A 17,626-nucleotide genomic window follows, 5' to 3' on the forward strand; every position below is an offset into this window, starting at 1 on the left:
CTCGGACGATGTTCCTTCTCTTCGGCTTCGGCACCAAGCGACAGAATCTCGGTCCAGGGCAGAACCGGACGTGTCCGCGCTGCCACAACACCACGCAGTGGCTCCGGATCCGGGAGTCCAAGCAGTTCACGCTGTTCTTCGTGCCGGTCGCGCGGTGGGGCCGCCGACAGTTGGAGCAGTGCGGGATCTGCGGTACCGCCGTGGAGATGTGAGCCCGGTCAGTCGGGATCGGCGAAGGCCACGAACGTCCTCGGCTGCCGTTCGGAGACGTGCCGTCATCCAGGCACCGCCCGCCTCCTGCGTGCAGACCGTGACCGAACCGTTATAGTCGGCGTCGTGACTACAGTTCTCGGTGTCTCGGTCGGTGCCAGCGCGGTGCGCTTTGCGCGACGTGACACCGGGAGCCTCGACAGCCCCGTCTTCGGATCCCGCTCGATGCCCGCCCTGCTCGACCGGCCGGCCGAGCTGGCCGCGGAGTCCATCGAGACGATGCTCGCCGAAACCGACGAGATCGAGCAGGTGCGCGCCATCGGCGTCGCCTACCAGAACGAGACGCAGGCCGATTTCGTCCAGGGCGCGATGAGCCGCCTGGACATCGACAACTTCCGGCTCGTCCCGGAAGTGACCGCCGCGCTCGAAATGCTGGAAACCACAGGAGATCTCGACGACCACGAGACACTCGTGTTCTACGACCTCGGCAGCTCGGGCCTCACCGTCACCGTCGTCGATCGGGGCACCCGCATCGCATTGAGCACGGCACGCTCGGACCGGATCAGCGGCGACCTCGTCGACCACCTGATCTACGACCACCACGTCGAACTGCAGCGCTTCGCCGAGCCGGCCGACATGGCGGCGCAGCGGGCCCTCACCGCCCGGTGCCGCGACGCGAAGGAGCAGCTGTCCTCGAAGGACGCGGTGTGCATGCCCGGCGAGGGGGGTCTGCTACTGCTCTCGCAGGCCAGCTTCGATTCGCTCATCGACGGACCCGTGAAGGCCTCGGCCCGCCTCACCCTCGACGTCATCCGCCGCTCGGGACGCACTCCCGACGCCGCGGTGCTCATCGGAGGCGGAGCGAACATTCCACTGGTCACCGCCGTGATGGAGTCGTGGCTCGACATTTCGGTGATCGTGCCCTCGCAGCCCGAACTCGTGGCGGCGGAAGGCGCGGCGCTCCTCGCCCGCCCGGACACTGCGAAGGTCGTCGAGACGGCGGAGTTCGCTGCGCCGACGGAGTTCACCGAGACCGCACAGTTCGCCCCGCAGCTGGTCGCGCCGGACGCACCGACCGCAAGCTTCGCTGCCCCCGACATCCGGCAGGAGACCGAGACGCCCGCGCAGCCGCGGAACCGTCGACGCCTCCTGCTCGCCGGTGGTGCCGTCGTCGTCGCAGCGGCGATCGGCCTCGGTGTCGACCTGCTGCAGAATTCCGGTCGCCATCCGCAGCCCACCTCCACGCACCAGGAGACGCAGGAGCCACCGGCAGCGGAACCGCGGCCCATGACCACCACGGACGCATCGCCCGCGCCGGAAACCGTCCCGGCAGTGTCGGACGAGCAGTCGACGGCCATCGATCGCAGCGAGACCCGCACCACCTACCGGCCGCAGACGACGGCGGAGACCTCCGCGCAGGTCCCCATCACCACCGGCGCGCAGGACGATGCGGCAGCCGACACCTCGGTGCCGTCACTCGAACCGGAGCCGGCCCCAATGGTCCCCGGGCTCCCCCAGTTCGAGCTGCCGACGCTGCCGCCGCCTCCGCAGATCCAGCTCCCGCAGCTGCCCAGCATTCCCGGGTTCTGATCAATCAGCCGGAGACCGCCGCGGTGCGGCGCGCCGTCTCCGGTTCCGGATGAGGCAGCAGTCGCTGCCACCACCGGGCAACCTGCGGACTAGGAATCAGTCGCGCGATATGAATCAGTCGCGCGATATGGAACCGGTTCGTCTCGGGTCCGGTGCGAACCGGCGACGCGGGCGGCAGGATCCGCTTCCGCGGAGGCGGACGGCCGGGGGCCGACCGTGGCCGCGGAGACCTTCGAGGCGCTGGGGGCACTCGCCGACGCGGCCGATGCCCACGTCCTGGCCCCGATCGCGTACCGCGACCACGTCGACACCCAACGGTCCGTCGAAGCCGCCGCCGCGGCCGCGGCACTGGCTGCGCGATGCGATCACGCCTCGTCGCCTGCGCTGGACGAAGCGGCCCGCCCACTCCCCCTGACCAGCCGGGAACGGGAGTTCGCCGCCATGGTCACCGCCGGGCTGTCCAACCGGCAGATCGCCGACCGGCTCGTGGCGCCGGTCGGCACCGTCGAGGGGCACATCTACCGGGCGTGCACCGAACTCGGCGTCTCCGACCGCACGGAGCTCGCCGAGTTGATGCGCGACACCGGCCGGCGCTAGCGCGACCTCCGGTTCATCCCATCGACTTCGATCCGTCGAGGGACTCGCGGATGATGTCGGCGTGTCCGGCGTGCTGCGTCGTCTCGGCGACGATGTGCAGCAGCGCGCGACGCACCGACCAGGCGTCCTCGATGTTCCAGGGGGCCTTGGGGAGTTCGTGGACGACGTCCAGCGACGGCAGCGTGCGCACCAACTCGTCGGTTCGGGCCGCCACCTCGTCGTAAGCGCGCAGCGCACCTTCGAGGGTCTCACCGGGCTGCAGCTGGAAGTCCTTGTCGCGTTCGGCGAAATCCTCTTCGGTCCACTCGGTGAAATCCTTCTCCATGTAGTCGGCTCCGACCACGAGGAAATCCGCCCAACCCTGCTCGACCTCGGTGACGTGCTTGATGAGACCACCGATCGTCAAGTTGCTCACCGTCGTTCGCTGCGACGCCTGTTCGGTGGTGAGATCGCGGGCCGTGAACCGCAGGAAGTGCCGAGCGTGGGCGAGGCTCGACAGCAGATCCCGGCGTTCCTGGTCGAGGGTCGGGGTGGCGTTCCGGGTGGTGGTGCTCTCGGTCATCGGGTGCTCCTCGTCGTCGTGATCCGGCAAGATCTACGCTACGAGCCATTGGTGCCAGTTCCCGTCACTTATAGGTCGGCAGGTGCGGAAGAATGAGGTCATGTCCGACACGAGCTCCCGCATCCTGCGGCTTCTGTCGCTGTTGCAGACCCACCGCTACTGGCTCGGCGCCGAACTCGCCGACCGGATGGGCGTCTCGTTGCGCACCCTGCGCCGCGACATCGAACGGCTCCGCGATCTCGGATATCCGGTGCGGTCCGATCGCGGGGTCGGCGGTGGGTATCAGCTCGCGCCGGGCGCGTCGTTGCCACCACTGGCTCTCGACGACGACGAAGCGGTCGCGCTCGCGGTCGGCCTACTCACCGCGGCCCAGACCTCGATCACCGGGATCGCCGAGATCTCCGTGCGCGCGCTGGCCAAGGTCATCCAGGTGATGCCGCCGCGACTGCGACGCCAGGTGGAGGCGATCGATGGGGCGACGGTCTCCGCCGATATCCCCTGGGCGACCCGCGCGACCGATTCGCAGCAACTCGTCACCGTCGCGCGCGCCTGCCGCGACGACGAACGCATCGTCTTCGAGTACACCGCCGCCGATGGCACCGCGACGGGCCGGCGCGTCGAACCCCGGCAGCTCGTCTCCCTCGGGCGACGCTGGTATCTCGTCGGCTACGACCTCGACCGCGGTGACTGGCGCAGCTTCCGCCTCGACCGCATGGCCGAGACCACGGCCACCGGGATGCGTTTCCGACAACGCGAGCTGCCCGGCGGCGACGCCGCGGCCTTCGTCGAACGCGGCATCCGCAGCCGCTCCCAGGTGAAGGTCAGCGCCGAACTGGAGGCGTCGGAGCACGAGGTGCGCCGCCGGATCGGTCAGTGGGCGGAGGTGATCGCGATCGACTCCGAACGGTGCCGGATCGAGGTGGACGCCGACAGCATGGACTGGGCGGTATTCGCCGTGGGTATGTCCGGTGGGCGGCTGCTCGGCGCGTCGCCACCGGAGTTCGTCGAGTACCTGGAGAACTGGTCGAATCGGCTGGTCACCGCCGACGAACACTCGAAGTGACCATCCATCCGGCACTATGACACATCCCACAATCGGCCGGGCATCGGAATGCCGTCGGGGGTGGGGGTGGTTGCGCCACCCATGGATCTGTTCACACCCGTAGCCCTCGGAGACCTCGAACTCGCGAACCGCATCGTCATGGCCCCGCTGACCCGCCTGCGTGGTGGTTCGGCCGGTGTACCCGGAGACCTGATCGTCGAGCACTACCGTCAGCGGGCGAGTGCCGGCCTGATCATCACCGAGGGAACCTATGTGAACTTCGAATCGCAGGCCTTCGTCGGTCAGCCCGGCATCGTCACCGACGAGCAGGTCGCCGGCTGGCGTCGCGTCGCGGATGCCGTGCACGAGCGCGACGGACGCGTCGTGCTGCAGTTGATGCACGGCGGCCGCGTCACGCATCCCGACGTCAACGGTGGCCGGCGTGTCGTCGGGCCGAGCGCGATCGCCATCGACGGCCAGGTGCACACCGAGCAGGGCAAGCAGCCCTACCCTACGCCGCACGCGCTGACCATCGACGAGATCCCGTCCGTCGTCGATGATTTCGTCGCCTCGGCTCGCCGCGCGATCGATGCCGGATTCGACGGCGTCGAGGTCCACAGCGCCAACGGCTACCTGTTGCACGAATTCCTCTCCCCTGCATCGAATGTGCGGGTCGACGAGTACGGCGGTTCGGTGGAGAACCGGATCCGCCTCGTCGTCGAAGTCGTGAAGGCCGTGTCGGCGGCAGTCGGCGCCGGACGTGTCGGGTTGCGGATCTCTCCCGAGCACAACATCCAGGACGCAGTCGAGACCGATCGCGACGATGTGCGTGCTGTCTACGGCTCTCTGGTCGACGCCCTGCAGCCCCTGGGCCTGGCGTATCTGTCGGTCCTGCACAAGGAGCCGACCGGAGATCTGGCGCAGGAGCTCCGGAAGCGTTTCGGCGGCAAGGTGATCGCCAACAGCGGTTTCGGCTCGCCGACCACGCGTGACGAGGCCGTGCAGCTGATCGACGATTCGCACGCCGACGCCGTGGCCGTCGGCCGCGCGCTGATCGCCAATCCCGACCTGGCCGAGCGCTGGCGGGACGGGCATCCGGAGAACGCACCGCGTCCGGAGCTGTTCTATGCATCCGGAGCCGAGGGGTACACCGACTACCCGTTCCTGCAGACCGTCTGAGCGTAAGCCCTACGAGGCGCTCGGATCCTTGCGCGCCGAACCGTTTCTCGCCGCTGCTGTAGCGCGGGCGAGCCTCGGTTCGGCGCGCGAGGTCGTTTCGGTCTCCCGAGACAGGTCGGGCATCATCCGTTCGAGCACCGGCCGCCAGCGCGCCACATCATCCGGGAAACACGCGCTCAGCAGCTCGATCATCGCCGACGGAGCGATCGAAGCGCCGGGCGACGCCCCGAGCAACCCGGCGATGCTGCCGTCCGCGCTCGCCACGACCTCGGTGCCGAAGGTCAGGACCCCGACCCTGCGACGATCGGGTTTGACGAGCTGAGCTCGTTGCCCCGCGTCGATCAACTCCCAGTCGGACTCCCGCGCCTCGGGACAGAATCGCTGCAGCTGCCGGAACTTCCGCGCGCGGGACGCGAGCAGCTGGCCGACGAGATAGCGCACCAGCGACAGATTCTGCAGGCCCACCGCCACCAACGGGGCGATGTTGTGCAGGCGCAGGGTGGTGAGCAGATCGGTGAGCCGGCCGCGTGTGAGCAATCTCGTGCTGAACGTGGCGTACGGCCCGAACATCAACCACTCGCGGCCGTCGACGACCCGCTTGTCGAGATGCGGCACCGACATCGGTGGTGCTCCCACGTCGGCCTGGCTATAGACCTTCGCTGCATGCTGGGACACCACGTCGGGCTCGCCGGTGCGCAGGAACTGCGCGCCGATGGGAAAGACGGCGAAACCTCGCACCTCCGGGATCCTGGCCTTCTGCAAGAGTTTCAGGGCGTACCCGCCGGCGCCGACGAACACGAACCGGGATCGGACCGAGAACCGTCCCGTCTTCGTGTGCCCGGAGACGGTCCACCGCCCGTTGGCGGCGCGGCGCAGTCGTGTGACCTCGTGTCCGGTACGAAGCTCGACGCCACGACGACGCGCGTCCGACAGCAGTCGGTGTGTCAGGGCACCGAAGTCGACGTCGGTGCCCGCCTCGTAGCGCGTGGCGGCGACCGGTTCGGAGCCCGAGCGACCGGCCATCACCAGCGGTGCCCACCGCGCGATCGCGTCGGGGTCCTCGCTGTACTCCATGGCCGAGAACAGCGGCGAGCGTTGCAGGGTGGCGTGCCGCTGTCGCAGATAGTCCACATCGCGTTCGCCGAAGACGACGTTCATATGCGGTGTCACGTTCACGAACGTCGCCTCGCCCGGGTCGTCGAGGGACTGCCAGAACTGCCGTGAGATCCGGAACTGTCCGCCGATCTCCTCGGACCGGGTCGAATCCGCGGGATCGGGCATGTAGTTCAGTTCGCACAGACCTGCGTGGCCGGTGCCCGCGTTGTTCCATGGGGCGCTGCTCTCGGCCGCGACCTCGTCGAGTCGTTCCAGGACGAGGATCGACCGATCGGGTTCGAGCCGTGTCAGCAGTGCACCCAGTGTTGCCGACATGATGCCGCCGCCGATCAGGACGGCGTCGTACTCCTGGTCGCCGTACTGTGCTCCGTCGGCAGAATGCCTCCGATCCACCATCATTCACCTGCTTTCGCCGTTGTCGACCTTCAGCGTGCCCCCTTCCGATTCATCCGTCCAATGAGATCTTGCAGGCAGTACCATGCAGATGTGGATTGGTATGTGACGCCCGAGACCGCAATGGTCGCCCCGCTGCTCGTCGCCTTCGACGCCGCGGCGCGCGAAGGTCACATCACGCGCGCGGCGGATCTGCTCGACGTTCCCCAGTCTTCCGTCAGTCGCCGCATCCGGGCACTCGAGAAGGCAGTGGGTGTGACGTTGTTCCAGCAGTCCGGGCGAGGGGTCGTGCTGACGACTGCCGGGAGGGAGTTGCACGAACGCACCCGGCATCTGGTCCGCGAACTCGACGGTGCGATCACCACGGTGCGTGAGCACGCCGATCCCGACCACGGCCTCGTCCGCTTCGGGTTCCCGCTCACCCTCGGGCCGGTGAGCATCCCGTCGTTGCTGGCCGAGTTCCACCGACTGGCCCCCGGCGTCCGGTTGCATCTGGTCCAGGCACACGGTGAAGAGCTCGCGGAGATGGTTCGCGACGGCCGGCTCGATCTCGCCGTCATCATCCCTCCACCGGAGGATCTGCCGGTCACCGTGCTCGCGCAACAGCGACTGTTGCTCCACCTCCCGAGCAGCCATCGACTCGCCGGCCGTGCCCGCCTCGACCTGCGCGATCTCGCGGACGATCACTTCATCGCCAGCCCACCCGACTATCACATCCGCAGAGAACTCGAATCAGCTTGCGACGAAGCAGAATTCGAACCGTACATCGCGTTCGAGATCAGCGAGTTCGAAACGATCCGGGCACTGGTCGCCCAGGGCCTCGGTGTCGCACTGCTGCCTCGCTCGGAAACGCCTGTGCCCGGAATCGTCACCGTGCCGGTCGCCGGAATCGCGAATCGCACCATCGGATTGACGACCGGGACGAGGACGCCGTCCCCGGCGGTCGCGCGACTGCACGCTCACATCGCCGGGCACGCCGATAGATTCGACGGTCGCCGGCTCGATTCGTAGGTATCGTCCATCGAACGCAAGACATGGCGCACAGCTTCGCGAGCCGTGCGCCATCTCCTGCGTCGCCGGTCCCGACAAGGCGCAAGTCCGGGTTCGAATGGTCGCCGGCGGGGTATGCCACACAGATGCGATCGCCCGCAAACAGTGGTACCCGACGCCGCTGCCTACCACCAGCAAGGCGGCGCACTGTGAAAACATGTTCGATCTGCGCCATCCGGGCAGGAGCCGGTAACGATCTGCGACGTGCTCCGGCCGACGCTGGGGCGGTTCCCGTTCGGTCGGCCGGTGAAGACCGATCCGCTCGGGCAGATCGACACCACATTCGACGATTCGGCAGACACATCGACCCCCGAGCCCGTCGTCGCCTTTCTCTGACCTACCTACCGTCGAGGAGTTCTCCATGACAGCAACAGATCTCGGTTCCAGTGCCACGTTCGCCGGGCAACCGGTCGCCTCCCAGTTCATCGATGGGCAGTGGCGCGAGGGACGCTCCGACCGCGTCCTGACCGACACCAACCCGTTCGACGACAGCGTGGTCGCCACGATCCGCCTCGCTTCCGCCCAAGACGTCGACGCCGCCTACACCGCTGCCCGGGCAGCACAGACCGAGTGGGCCGCGACCGCTCCCGCCGAGCGCGCCACGGTCCTGCGTCGCGCCGCACAGATCCTCGAGCAGCGCCGAGCCGAGATCATCGACTGGCTGGTCGCCGAGTCCGGCTCGACGCGGATCAAGGCCGATACCGAGGTCTCCCTGGCCATCGGCATCACGCAGGAGGCGGCGTCGTTCCCGTCCCGGGTCCACGGATCGATCTTCGATTCGAACACCCCGAACCGTGAGATGCGGGTGTACCGAAAGCCCATCGGAGTGGTCGGGGTGATCAGCCCGTGGAATTTCCCGCTGCACCTGTCGCAGCGATCGGTGGCACCGGCGTTGGCGTTGGGCAATGCCGCGGTGATCAAGCCGGCCTCGGACACTCCGGTGACCGGCGGCCTGTTGATCGCGCGGATCTTCGAGGAAGCAGGCCTCCCGGCGGGAGTGTTGTCGGTGGTGATCGGCTCCGGTTCTGAGATCGGCGATGCTTTCGTCGAGCATCCCGTCCCGCGGTTGATCTCCTTCACCGGCTCGACACCGGTCGGCAAGCAGGTCGGTGCGGTCGCCACCGGCGGTAAGCACCTCAAGAAGGTGGCACTCGAATTGGGCGGCAACGCACCCCTGGTGGTCCTCGACGACGCCGATCTCGACGCGGCCGTCGAGGCAGCGGTGACCGGGTCGTTCCTGCATTCCGGACAGATCTGCATGGCCGTGAATCGCATCATCGTGCAGGCGCCGGTGTACGACGATTTCCTCGATCGGTTCACCCGAGCCGCGCAGGCCGTGTCCTACGGCGATCCGTCCGCAGACGGCACTTTGGTCGGGCCCGTCATCAACGATTCGCAGTTGAAGGGCCTCGAGGAGAAGATCGAGCAGGCCCGGGACGCCGGAGCACGCGTTGCGCTCGGTGGGGAGATCGACGGCCGGGTCGTGCCTCCGCACGTGTTCGTCGACGTCACGTCCGATATGGAGATCGCCCGCGAGGAGATCTTCGGCCCGATGGTCGCGGTCCTACGCGCCGATGACGAAGCACACGCCCTCGAACTGGCCAACGACCACGAATTCGGTCTGTCCAGCGCGGTCTTCACGCAGAACATCGACCGGGGACTGCAATTCGCGCATCGGGTCGAGGCGGGCATGACGTTCATCAACGAGATGACCGTTCAGGACGAGGCACACGTGGCATTCGGTGGCGAACGCAACTCCGGTCTCGGACGATTCAACGGCGAGTGGGCGATCGAGGAGTTCACCACAGATCACACCATCGGCGTGACTCGGCTGGTGTAGGCACGCCGCAGCGCCCTCCGACTCCGATACAGCATTCTGCCGTCTGCACCCTGCCCAGCCTCGGGGTGCAGACGGCAAGCTGTCACAGAAGCCTCCTCGGTTGACGGTGAGAACGCCCGGGCCGGCGTGCCGTTGCGTTCGCTGCCTCCTCTTTGTAGGCTCCGTTCATGGCAGGATTGTTGACAATCCTACAAACCCGGAGGCGGCCGATGGAGTTCCCGAACCGACGCGCCCATATTCTCTGCGGTCCCCGATCCTGACGCGGCGCACGCGATGAACGACGACCAGCTCGACATAGGACAGCGCCCCAGCGTCTCCTGCACGGACGAGGACGTCCGGATTCGTGTCCTCGCCGACAGACTCCGGACACTGGGCGTCCCGGTCGACACCTCCACGCGTCGACGGGCCGAGTACTCTTACGACGCCTCCAACTACCGGGTGCCACCTTCGGCCGTGGTCTTTCCTCGGTCGGTGGACGACGTCGTGGCGGTGGTGACCGTCTGCGGCGACACCGGGATTCCGTTGGTCAGCCGAGGGGGCGGGACCTCGATGGCGGGCAATGCCGTCGGCCCCGGTGTGATCGTCGACTTCTCCCGGCACATGAACCGCATCCTCGAGATCGACGAGACGGCCGGTGTCGCCGACGTCGAACCGGGCGTCGTGCTCGCGACCCTCACGCGGGTGGCCGAGGACGCGTCCTCGGGCCGGACGACCTTCGCCCCCGATCCCTCCTCGAAGAACCGGGCCACGGTCGGTGGCGCGCTGGGCAACGACGCCTGCGGCAACCACTCGGTGCGCTACGGCCGCATGTCCGATCACGTCCACGAGATCGACCTCGTCACCGCCGACGGGTTCCGGCTCACCGCGGCGCAGCAAGGTCTGCGTGCCACCGATCCCGACGACGCGGCCGCTGCGGCGCGCGCGCAGCAGCTCGACGCCGAGCTCACCGCGCTGGCAGGCGAGCACCTGTTCGAGTTCCGCACCGAACTCGGGAGGATCCAACGGCAGGTCTCGGGTTACCACCTCGATCATCTGTTGCCGGAGAAGCGGTTCGACGTCGCCCGTGCGCTCGTCGGATCCGAGGGAACCTGCGCGGTGATCGTCGGTGCCCGCGTCGAGCTGGTTCCCCGCCCGTCCAGCGCGTTGCTGGTCTGCCTCGGCTACGACGATGTCGTCGACGCGGCCCGCGACATCGGAACCATCCTGGAGTTCTCGCCTGCGGCAGTCGAGGGTGTCGACGCGGCGATCGTCGAGACCATGCGGCTGCGTCGGGGCGAGAACTCCGTCCTCGGACTCCCGGTGGGAAACGCCTGGCTCTACGTCGACCTGGACGGTGACGACCCGGACTCCGTGGCCGCGGCCGCCGACGCACTGCTCGACAAACTTCGCCGGAACGGCCGCCTCGTCGACGGCCGCCTCGCGGCCGACACCACCGAGCGTGCTTCCCTGTGGCGGGTGCGCGAGGACGGCGCCGGACTGTCCTCCCGCCTGGCATCCGGCGGCGAATCCTGGCCGGGCTGGGAGGATTCCGCTGTCGCGCCGGAGAACCTCGCCGATTACCTCGAGGACTTCCGCGCACTGCTCGACCGGCACGGCCTGCAGGGCGTGATGTACGGGCACTTCGGCGCCGGCTGCATGCACATCCGCATCACCTACGACCTGCGCACCGAGGAAGGCCGACAGGTCTTCCGCGAGTTCACGCACGAGGCCGCGCGGCTGGTGGTCCGTCACGGCGGATCGCTCTCCGGAGAACACGGAGACGGCCGTGCCCGCTCGGAACTGCTGCCGGTGATGTACTCCGCGCGGATGATGAGCGCATTCCGCGCCTTCCGCACGATCTGGGACCCGCAAGGCATCCTGAACCCGGGATCGCTGACCGACCCGGCGCGGATCGATGACGATCTGGCGTTGGCGGACGTTCCCGAACGCACCTGGCGTACCCACTACGACCTGCACCCGATCGAGGCGGTCCGTCCCGACGGCGCGCGGCCGCAACACACCCCCGCCCCGTGGGTGCACGCCGTCCAGGGCTGCATCGGCGTCGGACGATGCCGGGCCGACTCCGGTGGCGTGATGTGCCCGAGCTACCGCGCGACCCGCGACGAGAAGGACTCCACTCGGGGCCGGGCCCGGGTCCTGCAGGAGATGGTGCGCGGCGCCCGCACAATCGAGCAAGGGTGGAAATCCGAGGAAGTGCGTGAGGCACTCGATCTGTGCCTGTCGTGCAAGGCCTGCTCGACCGACTGCCCGGCCGGCGTCGACATGGCCACCTACAAATCCGAGTTCTTCTCGCACTACTACGACGGCACACGACGACCGGTGTCGCACTATTCGCTGGGGTGGCTGCCACGCTGGCTCCGCCTCACGGGGTTGGCAGCACCGCTGGTCAACGCGGTCCTGCGCACTTCTCTCGCCAAGCGCGCCGCCGCGCTCGGCGGCATTTCCCCCGACCGGGTATTTCCGCCCTTCGCCTCCCGGCGGGCCTGGAAGAAGGCCGTGCGCGGCGCACTACGTGGCCGGTCCGGTTCGACGCCGGTGGTGCTGTTCGTCGACACCTTCACTCGCGGGTTGCGGCCGGAGGTCGCCGGTGCCGCCGCCCGCGTGCTCGCCTCGGCGGATCAGCAGGTGATGAGCTGCTCCGCAGACGCGTGCTGCGGACTGACGTGGATCTCCACCGGCCAGCTCGACACCGCGAAGAAGAAGCTCTCCCACGCCGCCCGCACACTGGACGACGGCACCGACCGGCCGATCGTCGTCGTCGAGCCGAGTTGCGCCGCCGCCCTGCGCAAGGACCTGCCCGAGCTGGTGCCCACCGAGGCTGCGCGTCGCGTCGCCGCACGGGTCCACAGCTTCGCGTCCTATCTGGACACCATGGTGCGCAACGGCTGGACACCCGCCCCTGCACAACCGCTACCGAACGAGATAGTGCTGCAGACCCATTGCCACGAGTACTCCGTGTTCGGCGCCGGAAGCCATCGCCGGATCCTGACCGCAGCGGGAGTCGACGACGTCCGCGACGCAGTCGGATGCTGCGGCGTGGCAGGAAACTTCGGATTCGAGAAACAACACCACGACATCAGCATGAAGGTCGCCGAGACCTCCCTCGCCCCGGCACTGCGCGCGGCCGACGACGACTCCGCGGTGGTCACCGACGGCTTCTCATGCGCGATGCAGGTTGCGCAGATCGACGTGTCCGCCCCGGGGCAACATCTCGCAGAACTTCTCGACCCCGGGCCACGAATGCCGATGAACAACGCCATCTCCGAGGAGGAAAGCGCATGACCGATGCAACGATCGTCGGGACACGGGTGGGCGTCTCCGACGCAGTGTCCCGCGTCAGCACAGAATTGTTCATCGACGGTGAGTGGGTCGAGTCGACCACCGGCGAACGATTCGAGGTCGTCGCCCCGGCGACCGAGGAGGTCATCGCGACCGTCGCGAACGGCAACGCCGACGACGCCCGGCGTGCCGTCGAGACCTGTGCTCGCGTGCAGAAGCACTGGGCGAAGACCGCTCCGCGCGAACGCAGCGTGATCCTTCGCCGGGCCTACGAGCTCATCCTGGAACGGCAGGACGAGTTCGCGACCATCATGACCACCGAGATGGGCAAACCCTTCGCCGAGGCGAAGGGCGAGGTCGCCTACGCCGCGGAGTTCTTCCGGTGGTTCTCCGAGGAAGCCGTCCGCATCGGCGGCGATGTGACCAGCACCGGCGACGGCGCGACCCGCATCCTGGTGTCCAAGGAGCCGGTGGGACCGTGCGTCCTCGTCACGCCGTGGAACTTCCCGCTCGCCATGGGTACCCGCAAGATCGGACCCGCCATCGCAGCCGGATGCACCATCGTCTTCAAACCCTCGGAGCTGACGCCGTTGACCTCGCTGGCCCTGGTCGACGTGCTCGTCGAGGCCGGTGTGCCCAAGGGTGTGCTGAACGTCGTGCCCACCACCGCACCCGGGGAGGTCGTCTCGACCTGGATGTCCAGCGGTATCGCACGCAAGATCAGTTTCACCGGTTCGACCGCGGTGGGCATCCGGCTGCTCGAACAGGCATCCCAGCACGTGATGCGCAGCTCGATGGAGCTGGGCGGAAATGCCCCGCTCATCGTGTTCGAGGACGCCGATCTCGACCGGGCCGTCGACGGCGCGCTCGCCGCGAAGATGCGCAACATGGGTGAGGCCTGCACCGCCGCGAACCGCATCTTCGTGCACCGCGCGGTCGCCGATCGGTTCACCGAGAAGCTCGCTGCCCGTATGGATGCCCTCGCCGTCGGGGACGGCCTGGTCGAGGGCACCCAAGTCGGTCCGCTGGTCGAGGAGAAGGCTCTGACGAAGGTGGAACGTCTCGTCGCCGATGCCGTCGAACGTGGAGCGCGCGTGGTGTGTGGCGGCAGCCGGCCCGAGGGACCCGGCTACTTCTACCCACCCACCGTCCTCGCCGACGTGTCGAAGGACGCCGCGTTGATGAGCGAGGAGATCTTCGGGCCGGTCGCGCCCATCGTCGTCTTCGATACCGAGGACGAGGTCGTCGAGATCGCCAACAACACGCCCTGGGGACTGGCCGGATACATCTTCACCCAGGATGTCGACCGCAGTTTCCGTGTCAGCGAAGCGCTCGAGGTCGGCATGGTCGGGCTGAACACCGGCATCGTGTCCAACCCCGCGGCACCGTTCGGCGGCATCAAGGCATCGGGTCTCGGACGTGAGGGAAGCACCATCGGTATCGACGAGTTCCTCGGGGTCAAGTACGTCGCTGTTCCTCGTCGGTGACGCATGGTCTCACTGCGCCGCCGATCCTTGCGCGCCGAACCGTGTTTCGACGCAACTGCAACGCGCGCGAAGCCCTGTTCGGCGCGCAAGGTCGGTACGGTCTACCCGCGTAGGTCAGGAATCACCTGCTCACGCAACGGTTCCTGGTCGGCCGGCCGCAGTGCCGAACCACTTCGCGAGCGCGGCGTCGAGACCGTCCGTCGAGCCCCCACCCATGCCACGTGCCCATACGGGTGCACGAGCACAGCCGACGGCGCGTCCCCTCACCGAGCAACGACAATCCCCAAGCGGCGTCGTAACGCGCCCACACGAGGTCGACGCATTCAGGACGATGCCCGGAATCGATTGGTGGACCGTCGAATTGCAGCAGAAGTGGGCGAGCCCGAACACTCGAACCGGCTTCTCCTCGGCAATGACGTCGAGATCCGGCATGCGTCGTCCCAGCAGCGGGTGTCCCTCACCGAGGTCGCAGGCGACGTCGAGGCCGGAGATCAACGCCGCGATCGGTGAGCCGGCATCGTCGACGCGGAGCACCTCGTCGATCAGATCGCGCAGGGCCTCCTAGCGCGAATCGGCCTTCTGGATGCCCAGGCCGACACCCAGTCCGCCGGTGGGGAGTTCCTCGGTGACCCGCACTTCGGCGATCAGGCTGCTACGTGTCGCAGCCGACCCCTCGAATCCGATCCCGGCCTCGCAGCGCACGACACTGCGCCCACCACGTACCGAGCCTGGTGCACCCGAAGGTCGCGGTGTTCACCGTTCGCCCCTCGGCACGGAGGCGCCCGGCGATCCCTCGATGATCGACGAGCGTCCCGGGTCAGCCCTCGATGATGCGCTTGATCGCGTCCAGGGTCGCCGGAATTCCGCTGCGGGCGGCCTGCTCCCGCGCGGCGATCCGGGCAGGTGCCTCCGCCCCCAACTTCTCGTGGAATAATTTCTGCCCGGCTTCGGTGAACTCCCAGGTCTCCGTGAGTTCCGTGCCGGCGTCCGCGGGCTTGATGACGTAGCTCCAGCGCACGAGGCCCGGGCCGACCGACCATGCGAATTCGCGGCCCGGGGAGGCGACGACGACCTTCGACCGGGCCTCCCAGATGCGTTCGGGGGTGACGTTCCGGCCGGTGAAGAAGGAACCGACCTCGGGGCCCTGCCCTTCGTCCCACCAGCACTCCGCGCAGACGGGCGACCATTCACCCGTGCGGGTGACGTCGGAGACGAGGGCGTACACCTCGTCGGGGGTGGCGGAAACGACAACGGAGGACTCGAAGGTCAGGGGTGTCGTCTGCATGGCCACCATCCTGCCCTGTCCCGATCAGTGCGGCGCGACGCACCTGCCTGCCTTTGCCGACGACTACGCAGCGACGGCTCTGGTCCCCACACGCGCGGGCACGGGTCCGGCCGCGACCAAGGTGAACGGCGTCTTTACCGGAAAATCGTCGTGAAGGGATTCCACCTCGAGTTTTCGCACCACACTGGCGAGGCCCAGGATTGCTTCGAGCATGGCGAAATGATCTCCGATGCAGGTGCGTGGGCCACCACCGAACGGCAGATACTGCCACCGCGACCTGTCTACCGATTGCCCGGGGGCGAACCGATCCGGGTCGAATTTCTCCGGCTCGTCCCAGAGCGACGGATCATGGTGGAGCGCGTAGGTGCCGACGATCGTATTCGTCCCGGCAGGGATACGGTAACCGTCGACCTCCACGTCGCGCATTGCCATTCGCGCGGCCGTCGCTGCGGGCGGACACATCCTCAGTGACTCATGGACTATCTGGACGGTGTAGGGCAGATCCCCGATATCGCTCGCGCGCAACAGGCGGTCTCCGATGGCTGCAGCCTCCCGCGCCACCCGCTCCTGCATCTCGCGATTGCGGCCGAGCTGCCACAAGCTGTAGGCGAGAGTGGTCGCGGTGGTGTCGTGACCCGCGAAGAGAAACGCGAGCAACTCGTCACGGATCTTCTCGTCGCTGAACGCTCTGCCAGTGACCGGATCGGTGAGCTCGAAGAACAGCTTGATCAATTCGGCGCCATTGCCAGCACCGCTCCGCGCGGCGTCCATCGCCTCGTCGAGCGTTTCGGTGACAACAGCCAACGAAACACGGAAACGATGACGGGCACGTGTCGGCAGCCATGTCGGGGTTCGTATCGGTTGCAGGGCACGTCGTCCCACGAATTGCACCACCTGTCCGAGTGGAACTCCGACAGCTTCGGATTTCTCGCTGAGATCCGTTCCGAAGAGTGACCGGCCAAGGACACGCAGGGTGAGTCGCCGGGTTTCGGTGTCGAGATCGATCGACCCGCCCTCGCTCCACACTGCCGCCATCGTGTCGGCGACCTCGGCGATCCGGTCGGCGTAGACCGCTACGTGCTTCTTGGTGAACAAAGGCTGCAACGCACGACGGTGCGGCACCCACGAATCGTGAGGAAGATTGAAGAGATTGTCGCCGACCCACACCCGTCCCTCGACGTGGACGGTCATTTCCTTGTCGAAGGAACCGTCGAAACCGCCGAGAACATCGTGGGCGCCCTGCGGTGAGGTGACGATAGCGAAGGTCGGCGCCCACCGGGCAGGACCGATATGTACGAGGGTGACCGGCCCGCCTGCATCACGGAATTTCTCGGGACCGGTATCGAGATGTCGGAGTGCCCGGATGCGGTCGATCAAATGCATCGGCACGTCGGGCGCAATCGGAAAATCCTGGGCCTGTGCGCTTGTCCTGGCCATTCTCCGAGTGTGGTCCGCCTCGGACGGTCACACCAGACCCACTACCGAGTCATTGCGCAACCGCAACCTTGCTGAACTCGAAGGGCAGGCTCGCATGTAACAACAGTTTGACCCGTGGGAAGACCGGATCTCGAATTGCACTTTCGAGACGTAAAGCGGGGTCCGCGTGAGGATGTCCACTTGTACTCGCGCAATGTTGATCATCGGAATCATTCTGTTCGGGCTGCTCGTCGGCGCGGTGGCACAGCTCGTCGTGGGCAGGTCCGGGACCGGGATCGACTGGACTCTCGCGTTGGTCGCGGGCGTCGGGGGTTCGTTCATCGGCGGTCTACTCATCAGCCTTCTCGCAGGTGACGGACTCGAATTACGCCCCAGCGGGATCATCGGCTCCCTCGCCGGCGCGATCATCGTGACCGCTGTCTGGTCGGCCTGGAAGTCCCGGTCGCGTCAGGCCTAGCTGCAATACCGTTCAGTTAGGGGGGTTTGCGTTACGATGAGGTGTGCCTCGGAGTGGATGGGTGAAGCCGGTCTCGGATCGGCGGTTGTCGGATGTGGTGTC

The 17,626-nt window shown here is 67.4% G+C and carries 16 protein-coding genes; 10 read left to right on the top strand and 6 right to left on the bottom strand.

From position 1 onward, the window contains the following. Window positions 1–8 precede the first annotated feature (8 nt). The 3 genes from ACQR3U_RS17610 (at window position 9) to ACQR3U_RS17620 (ending at window position 2,397) form a co-directional block, all read left to right on the top strand. Window positions 9–212, top strand: a complete 204-nt coding sequence (locus ACQR3U_RS17610; RefSeq protein ID WP_024100896.1) for a zinc-ribbon domain-containing protein — start codon at window positions 9–11, stop codon at window positions 210–212. A gap of 124 nt (window positions 213–336) precedes the next feature. Further along, entirely contained in the window at window positions 337–1,800 is a 1,464-nt protein-coding gene (locus ACQR3U_RS17615) for an Hsp70 family protein (RefSeq protein ID WP_230811022.1), read from the top strand. Between the two features lie 216 nt (window positions 1,801–2,016). Beyond that, on the top strand, window positions 2,017–2,397 hold the full coding sequence (locus ACQR3U_RS17620; protein WP_230811021.1) for a helix-turn-helix domain-containing protein: 381 nt from the start codon (window positions 2,017–2,019) through the stop codon (window positions 2,395–2,397). A gap of 13 nt (window positions 2,398–2,410) precedes the next feature. On the opposite strand, the gene ACQR3U_RS17625 is transcribed toward ACQR3U_RS17620, so the two are convergent. Then, entirely contained in the window at window positions 2,411–2,959 is a 549-nt protein-coding gene (locus tag ACQR3U_RS17625) for a DinB family protein (protein WP_230811020.1), read from the bottom strand. Window positions 2,960–3,059: 100 nt separating this feature from the next. On the opposite strand from ACQR3U_RS17625, the gene ACQR3U_RS17630 reads away from it, so the two are divergent. Beyond that, complete coding sequence (locus tag ACQR3U_RS17630; RefSeq protein ID WP_217579813.1) at window positions 3,060–4,022, top strand: helix-turn-helix transcriptional regulator; 963 nt, start codon at window positions 3,060–3,062, stop codon at window positions 4,020–4,022. 81 nt (window positions 4,023–4,103) lie between these two features. Beyond that, a complete protein-coding gene (locus ACQR3U_RS17635; RefSeq protein ID WP_230811019.1) occupies window positions 4,104–5,180 on the top strand; it encodes an alkene reductase in 1,077 nt (358 codons plus the stop codon). A 9-nt stretch (window positions 5,181–5,189) separates the two neighbouring features. On the opposite strand, the gene mqo is transcribed toward ACQR3U_RS17635, so the two are convergent. Then, window positions 5,190–6,695 carry a malate dehydrogenase (quinone) gene (gene mqo, locus ACQR3U_RS17640; protein WP_372477684.1) on the bottom strand — a complete coding sequence of 502 codons (1,506 nt, stop codon included), beginning with the start codon at window positions 6,693–6,695 and terminating at the stop codon, window positions 5,190–5,192. A gap of 87 nt (window positions 6,696–6,782) precedes the next feature. Between mqo and ACQR3U_RS17645 the strand changes: the two genes are divergently transcribed. From ACQR3U_RS17645 to ACQR3U_RS17660, 4 genes are all read left to right on the top strand, one after another. Continuing rightward, entirely contained in the window at window positions 6,783–7,700 is a 918-nt protein-coding gene (locus ACQR3U_RS17645) for a LysR substrate-binding domain-containing protein (RefSeq protein WP_230811017.1), read from the top strand. Between the two features lie 400 nt (window positions 7,701–8,100). Continuing rightward, on the top strand, window positions 8,101–9,579 hold the full coding sequence (locus tag ACQR3U_RS17650; protein WP_064060971.1) for an aldehyde dehydrogenase family protein: 1,479 nt from the start codon (window positions 8,101–8,103) through the stop codon (window positions 9,577–9,579). Window positions 9,580–9,852: 273 nt separating this feature from the next. Continuing rightward, window positions 9,853–12,861: an FAD-binding and (Fe-S)-binding domain-containing protein gene (locus ACQR3U_RS17655; RefSeq protein ID WP_230811016.1), complete on the top strand. Its 3,009-nt coding sequence runs from the start codon at window positions 9,853–9,855 to the stop codon at window positions 12,859–12,861. After that, a complete protein-coding gene (locus ACQR3U_RS17660) occupies window positions 12,858–14,345 on the top strand; it encodes an NAD-dependent succinate-semialdehyde dehydrogenase (RefSeq protein WP_230811015.1) in 1,488 nt (495 codons plus the stop codon). The genes ACQR3U_RS17655 and ACQR3U_RS17660 overlap by 4 nt, the downstream gene beginning before the upstream one ends. Window positions 14,346–14,474: 129 nt before the next feature. Here ACQR3U_RS17660 and ACQR3U_RS17665 read toward each other — a convergent pair whose 3' ends face one another. The 4 genes from ACQR3U_RS17665 to ACQR3U_RS17680 form a co-directional block, all read right to left on the bottom strand. Beyond that, window positions 14,475–14,879 (bottom strand): hypothetical protein, encoded by a 405-nt coding sequence (locus ACQR3U_RS17665; protein WP_230811014.1) that lies wholly within the window; start codon window positions 14,877–14,879, stop codon window positions 14,475–14,477. 27 nt (window positions 14,880–14,906) lie between these two features. Continuing rightward, window positions 14,907–15,047: a hypothetical protein gene (locus ACQR3U_RS17670; protein WP_006552001.1), complete on the bottom strand. Its 141-nt coding sequence runs from the start codon at window positions 15,045–15,047 to the stop codon at window positions 14,907–14,909. Between the two features lie 115 nt (window positions 15,048–15,162). After that, window positions 15,163–15,639: an SRPBCC family protein gene (locus ACQR3U_RS17675; protein ID WP_230811013.1), complete on the bottom strand. Its 477-nt coding sequence runs from the start codon at window positions 15,637–15,639 to the stop codon at window positions 15,163–15,165. 54 nt (window positions 15,640–15,693) lie between these two features. Further along, a complete protein-coding gene (locus ACQR3U_RS17680) occupies window positions 15,694–17,067 on the bottom strand; it encodes a cytochrome P450 (protein WP_230811012.1) in 1,374 nt (457 codons plus the stop codon). Between the two features lie 193 nt (window positions 17,068–17,260). On the opposite strand from ACQR3U_RS17680, the gene ACQR3U_RS17685 reads away from it, so the two are divergent. Further along, complete coding sequence (locus ACQR3U_RS17685; RefSeq protein WP_094980498.1) at window positions 17,261–17,524, top strand: GlsB/YeaQ/YmgE family stress response membrane protein; 264 nt, start codon at window positions 17,261–17,263, stop codon at window positions 17,522–17,524. Window positions 17,525–17,626 lie beyond the last annotated feature (102 nt).

The sequence above is a fragment of the Rhodococcus sp. IEGM1339 genome (assembly GCF_050321925.1).
Lineage (GTDB): Bacteria > Actinomycetota > Actinomycetes > Mycobacteriales > Mycobacteriaceae > Rhodococcus > Rhodococcus pyridinivorans.

What these genes read in the sequence shown, in the direction of transcription:
- ACQR3U_RS17630 (WP_217579813.1), top strand. Translation starts at nt 3,060, where the DNA reads ATGTCCGACACGAGCTCCCGCATCCTGCGGCTTCTGTCGCTGTTGCAG.
- ACQR3U_RS17610 (WP_024100896.1), top strand. Translation starts at nt 9, where the DNA reads ATGTTCCTTCTCTTCGGCTTCGGCACCAAGCGACAGAATCTCGGTCCA.
- ACQR3U_RS17625 (WP_230811020.1), bottom strand. Translation starts at nt 2,959, where the DNA reads ATGACCGAGAGCACCACCACCCGGAACGCCACCCCGACCCTCGACCAG.
- ACQR3U_RS17650 (WP_064060971.1), top strand. Translation starts at nt 8,101, where the DNA reads ATGACAGCAACAGATCTCGGTTCCAGTGCCACGTTCGCCGGGCAACCG.
- ACQR3U_RS17655 (WP_230811016.1), top strand. Translation starts at nt 9,853, where the DNA reads ATGAACGACGACCAGCTCGACATAGGACAGCGCCCCAGCGTCTCCTGC.
- ACQR3U_RS17685 (WP_094980498.1), top strand. Translation starts at nt 17,261, where the DNA reads ATGTTGATCATCGGAATCATTCTGTTCGGGCTGCTCGTCGGCGCGGTG.
- ACQR3U_RS17660 (WP_230811015.1), top strand. Translation starts at nt 12,858, where the DNA reads ATGACCGATGCAACGATCGTCGGGACACGGGTGGGCGTCTCCGACGCA.
- ACQR3U_RS17675 (WP_230811013.1), bottom strand. Translation starts at nt 15,639, where the DNA reads ATGGTGGCCATGCAGACGACACCCCTGACCTTCGAGTCCTCCGTTGTC.
- ACQR3U_RS17635 (WP_230811019.1), top strand. Translation starts at nt 4,104, where the DNA reads ATGGATCTGTTCACACCCGTAGCCCTCGGAGACCTCGAACTCGCGAAC.
- ACQR3U_RS17680 (WP_230811012.1), bottom strand. Translation starts at nt 17,067, where the DNA reads ATGGCCAGGACAAGCGCACAGGCCCAGGATTTTCCGATTGCGCCCGAC.
- mqo (WP_372477684.1), bottom strand. Translation starts at nt 6,695, where the DNA reads ATGATGGTGGATCGGAGGCATTCTGCCGACGGAGCACAGTACGGCGAC.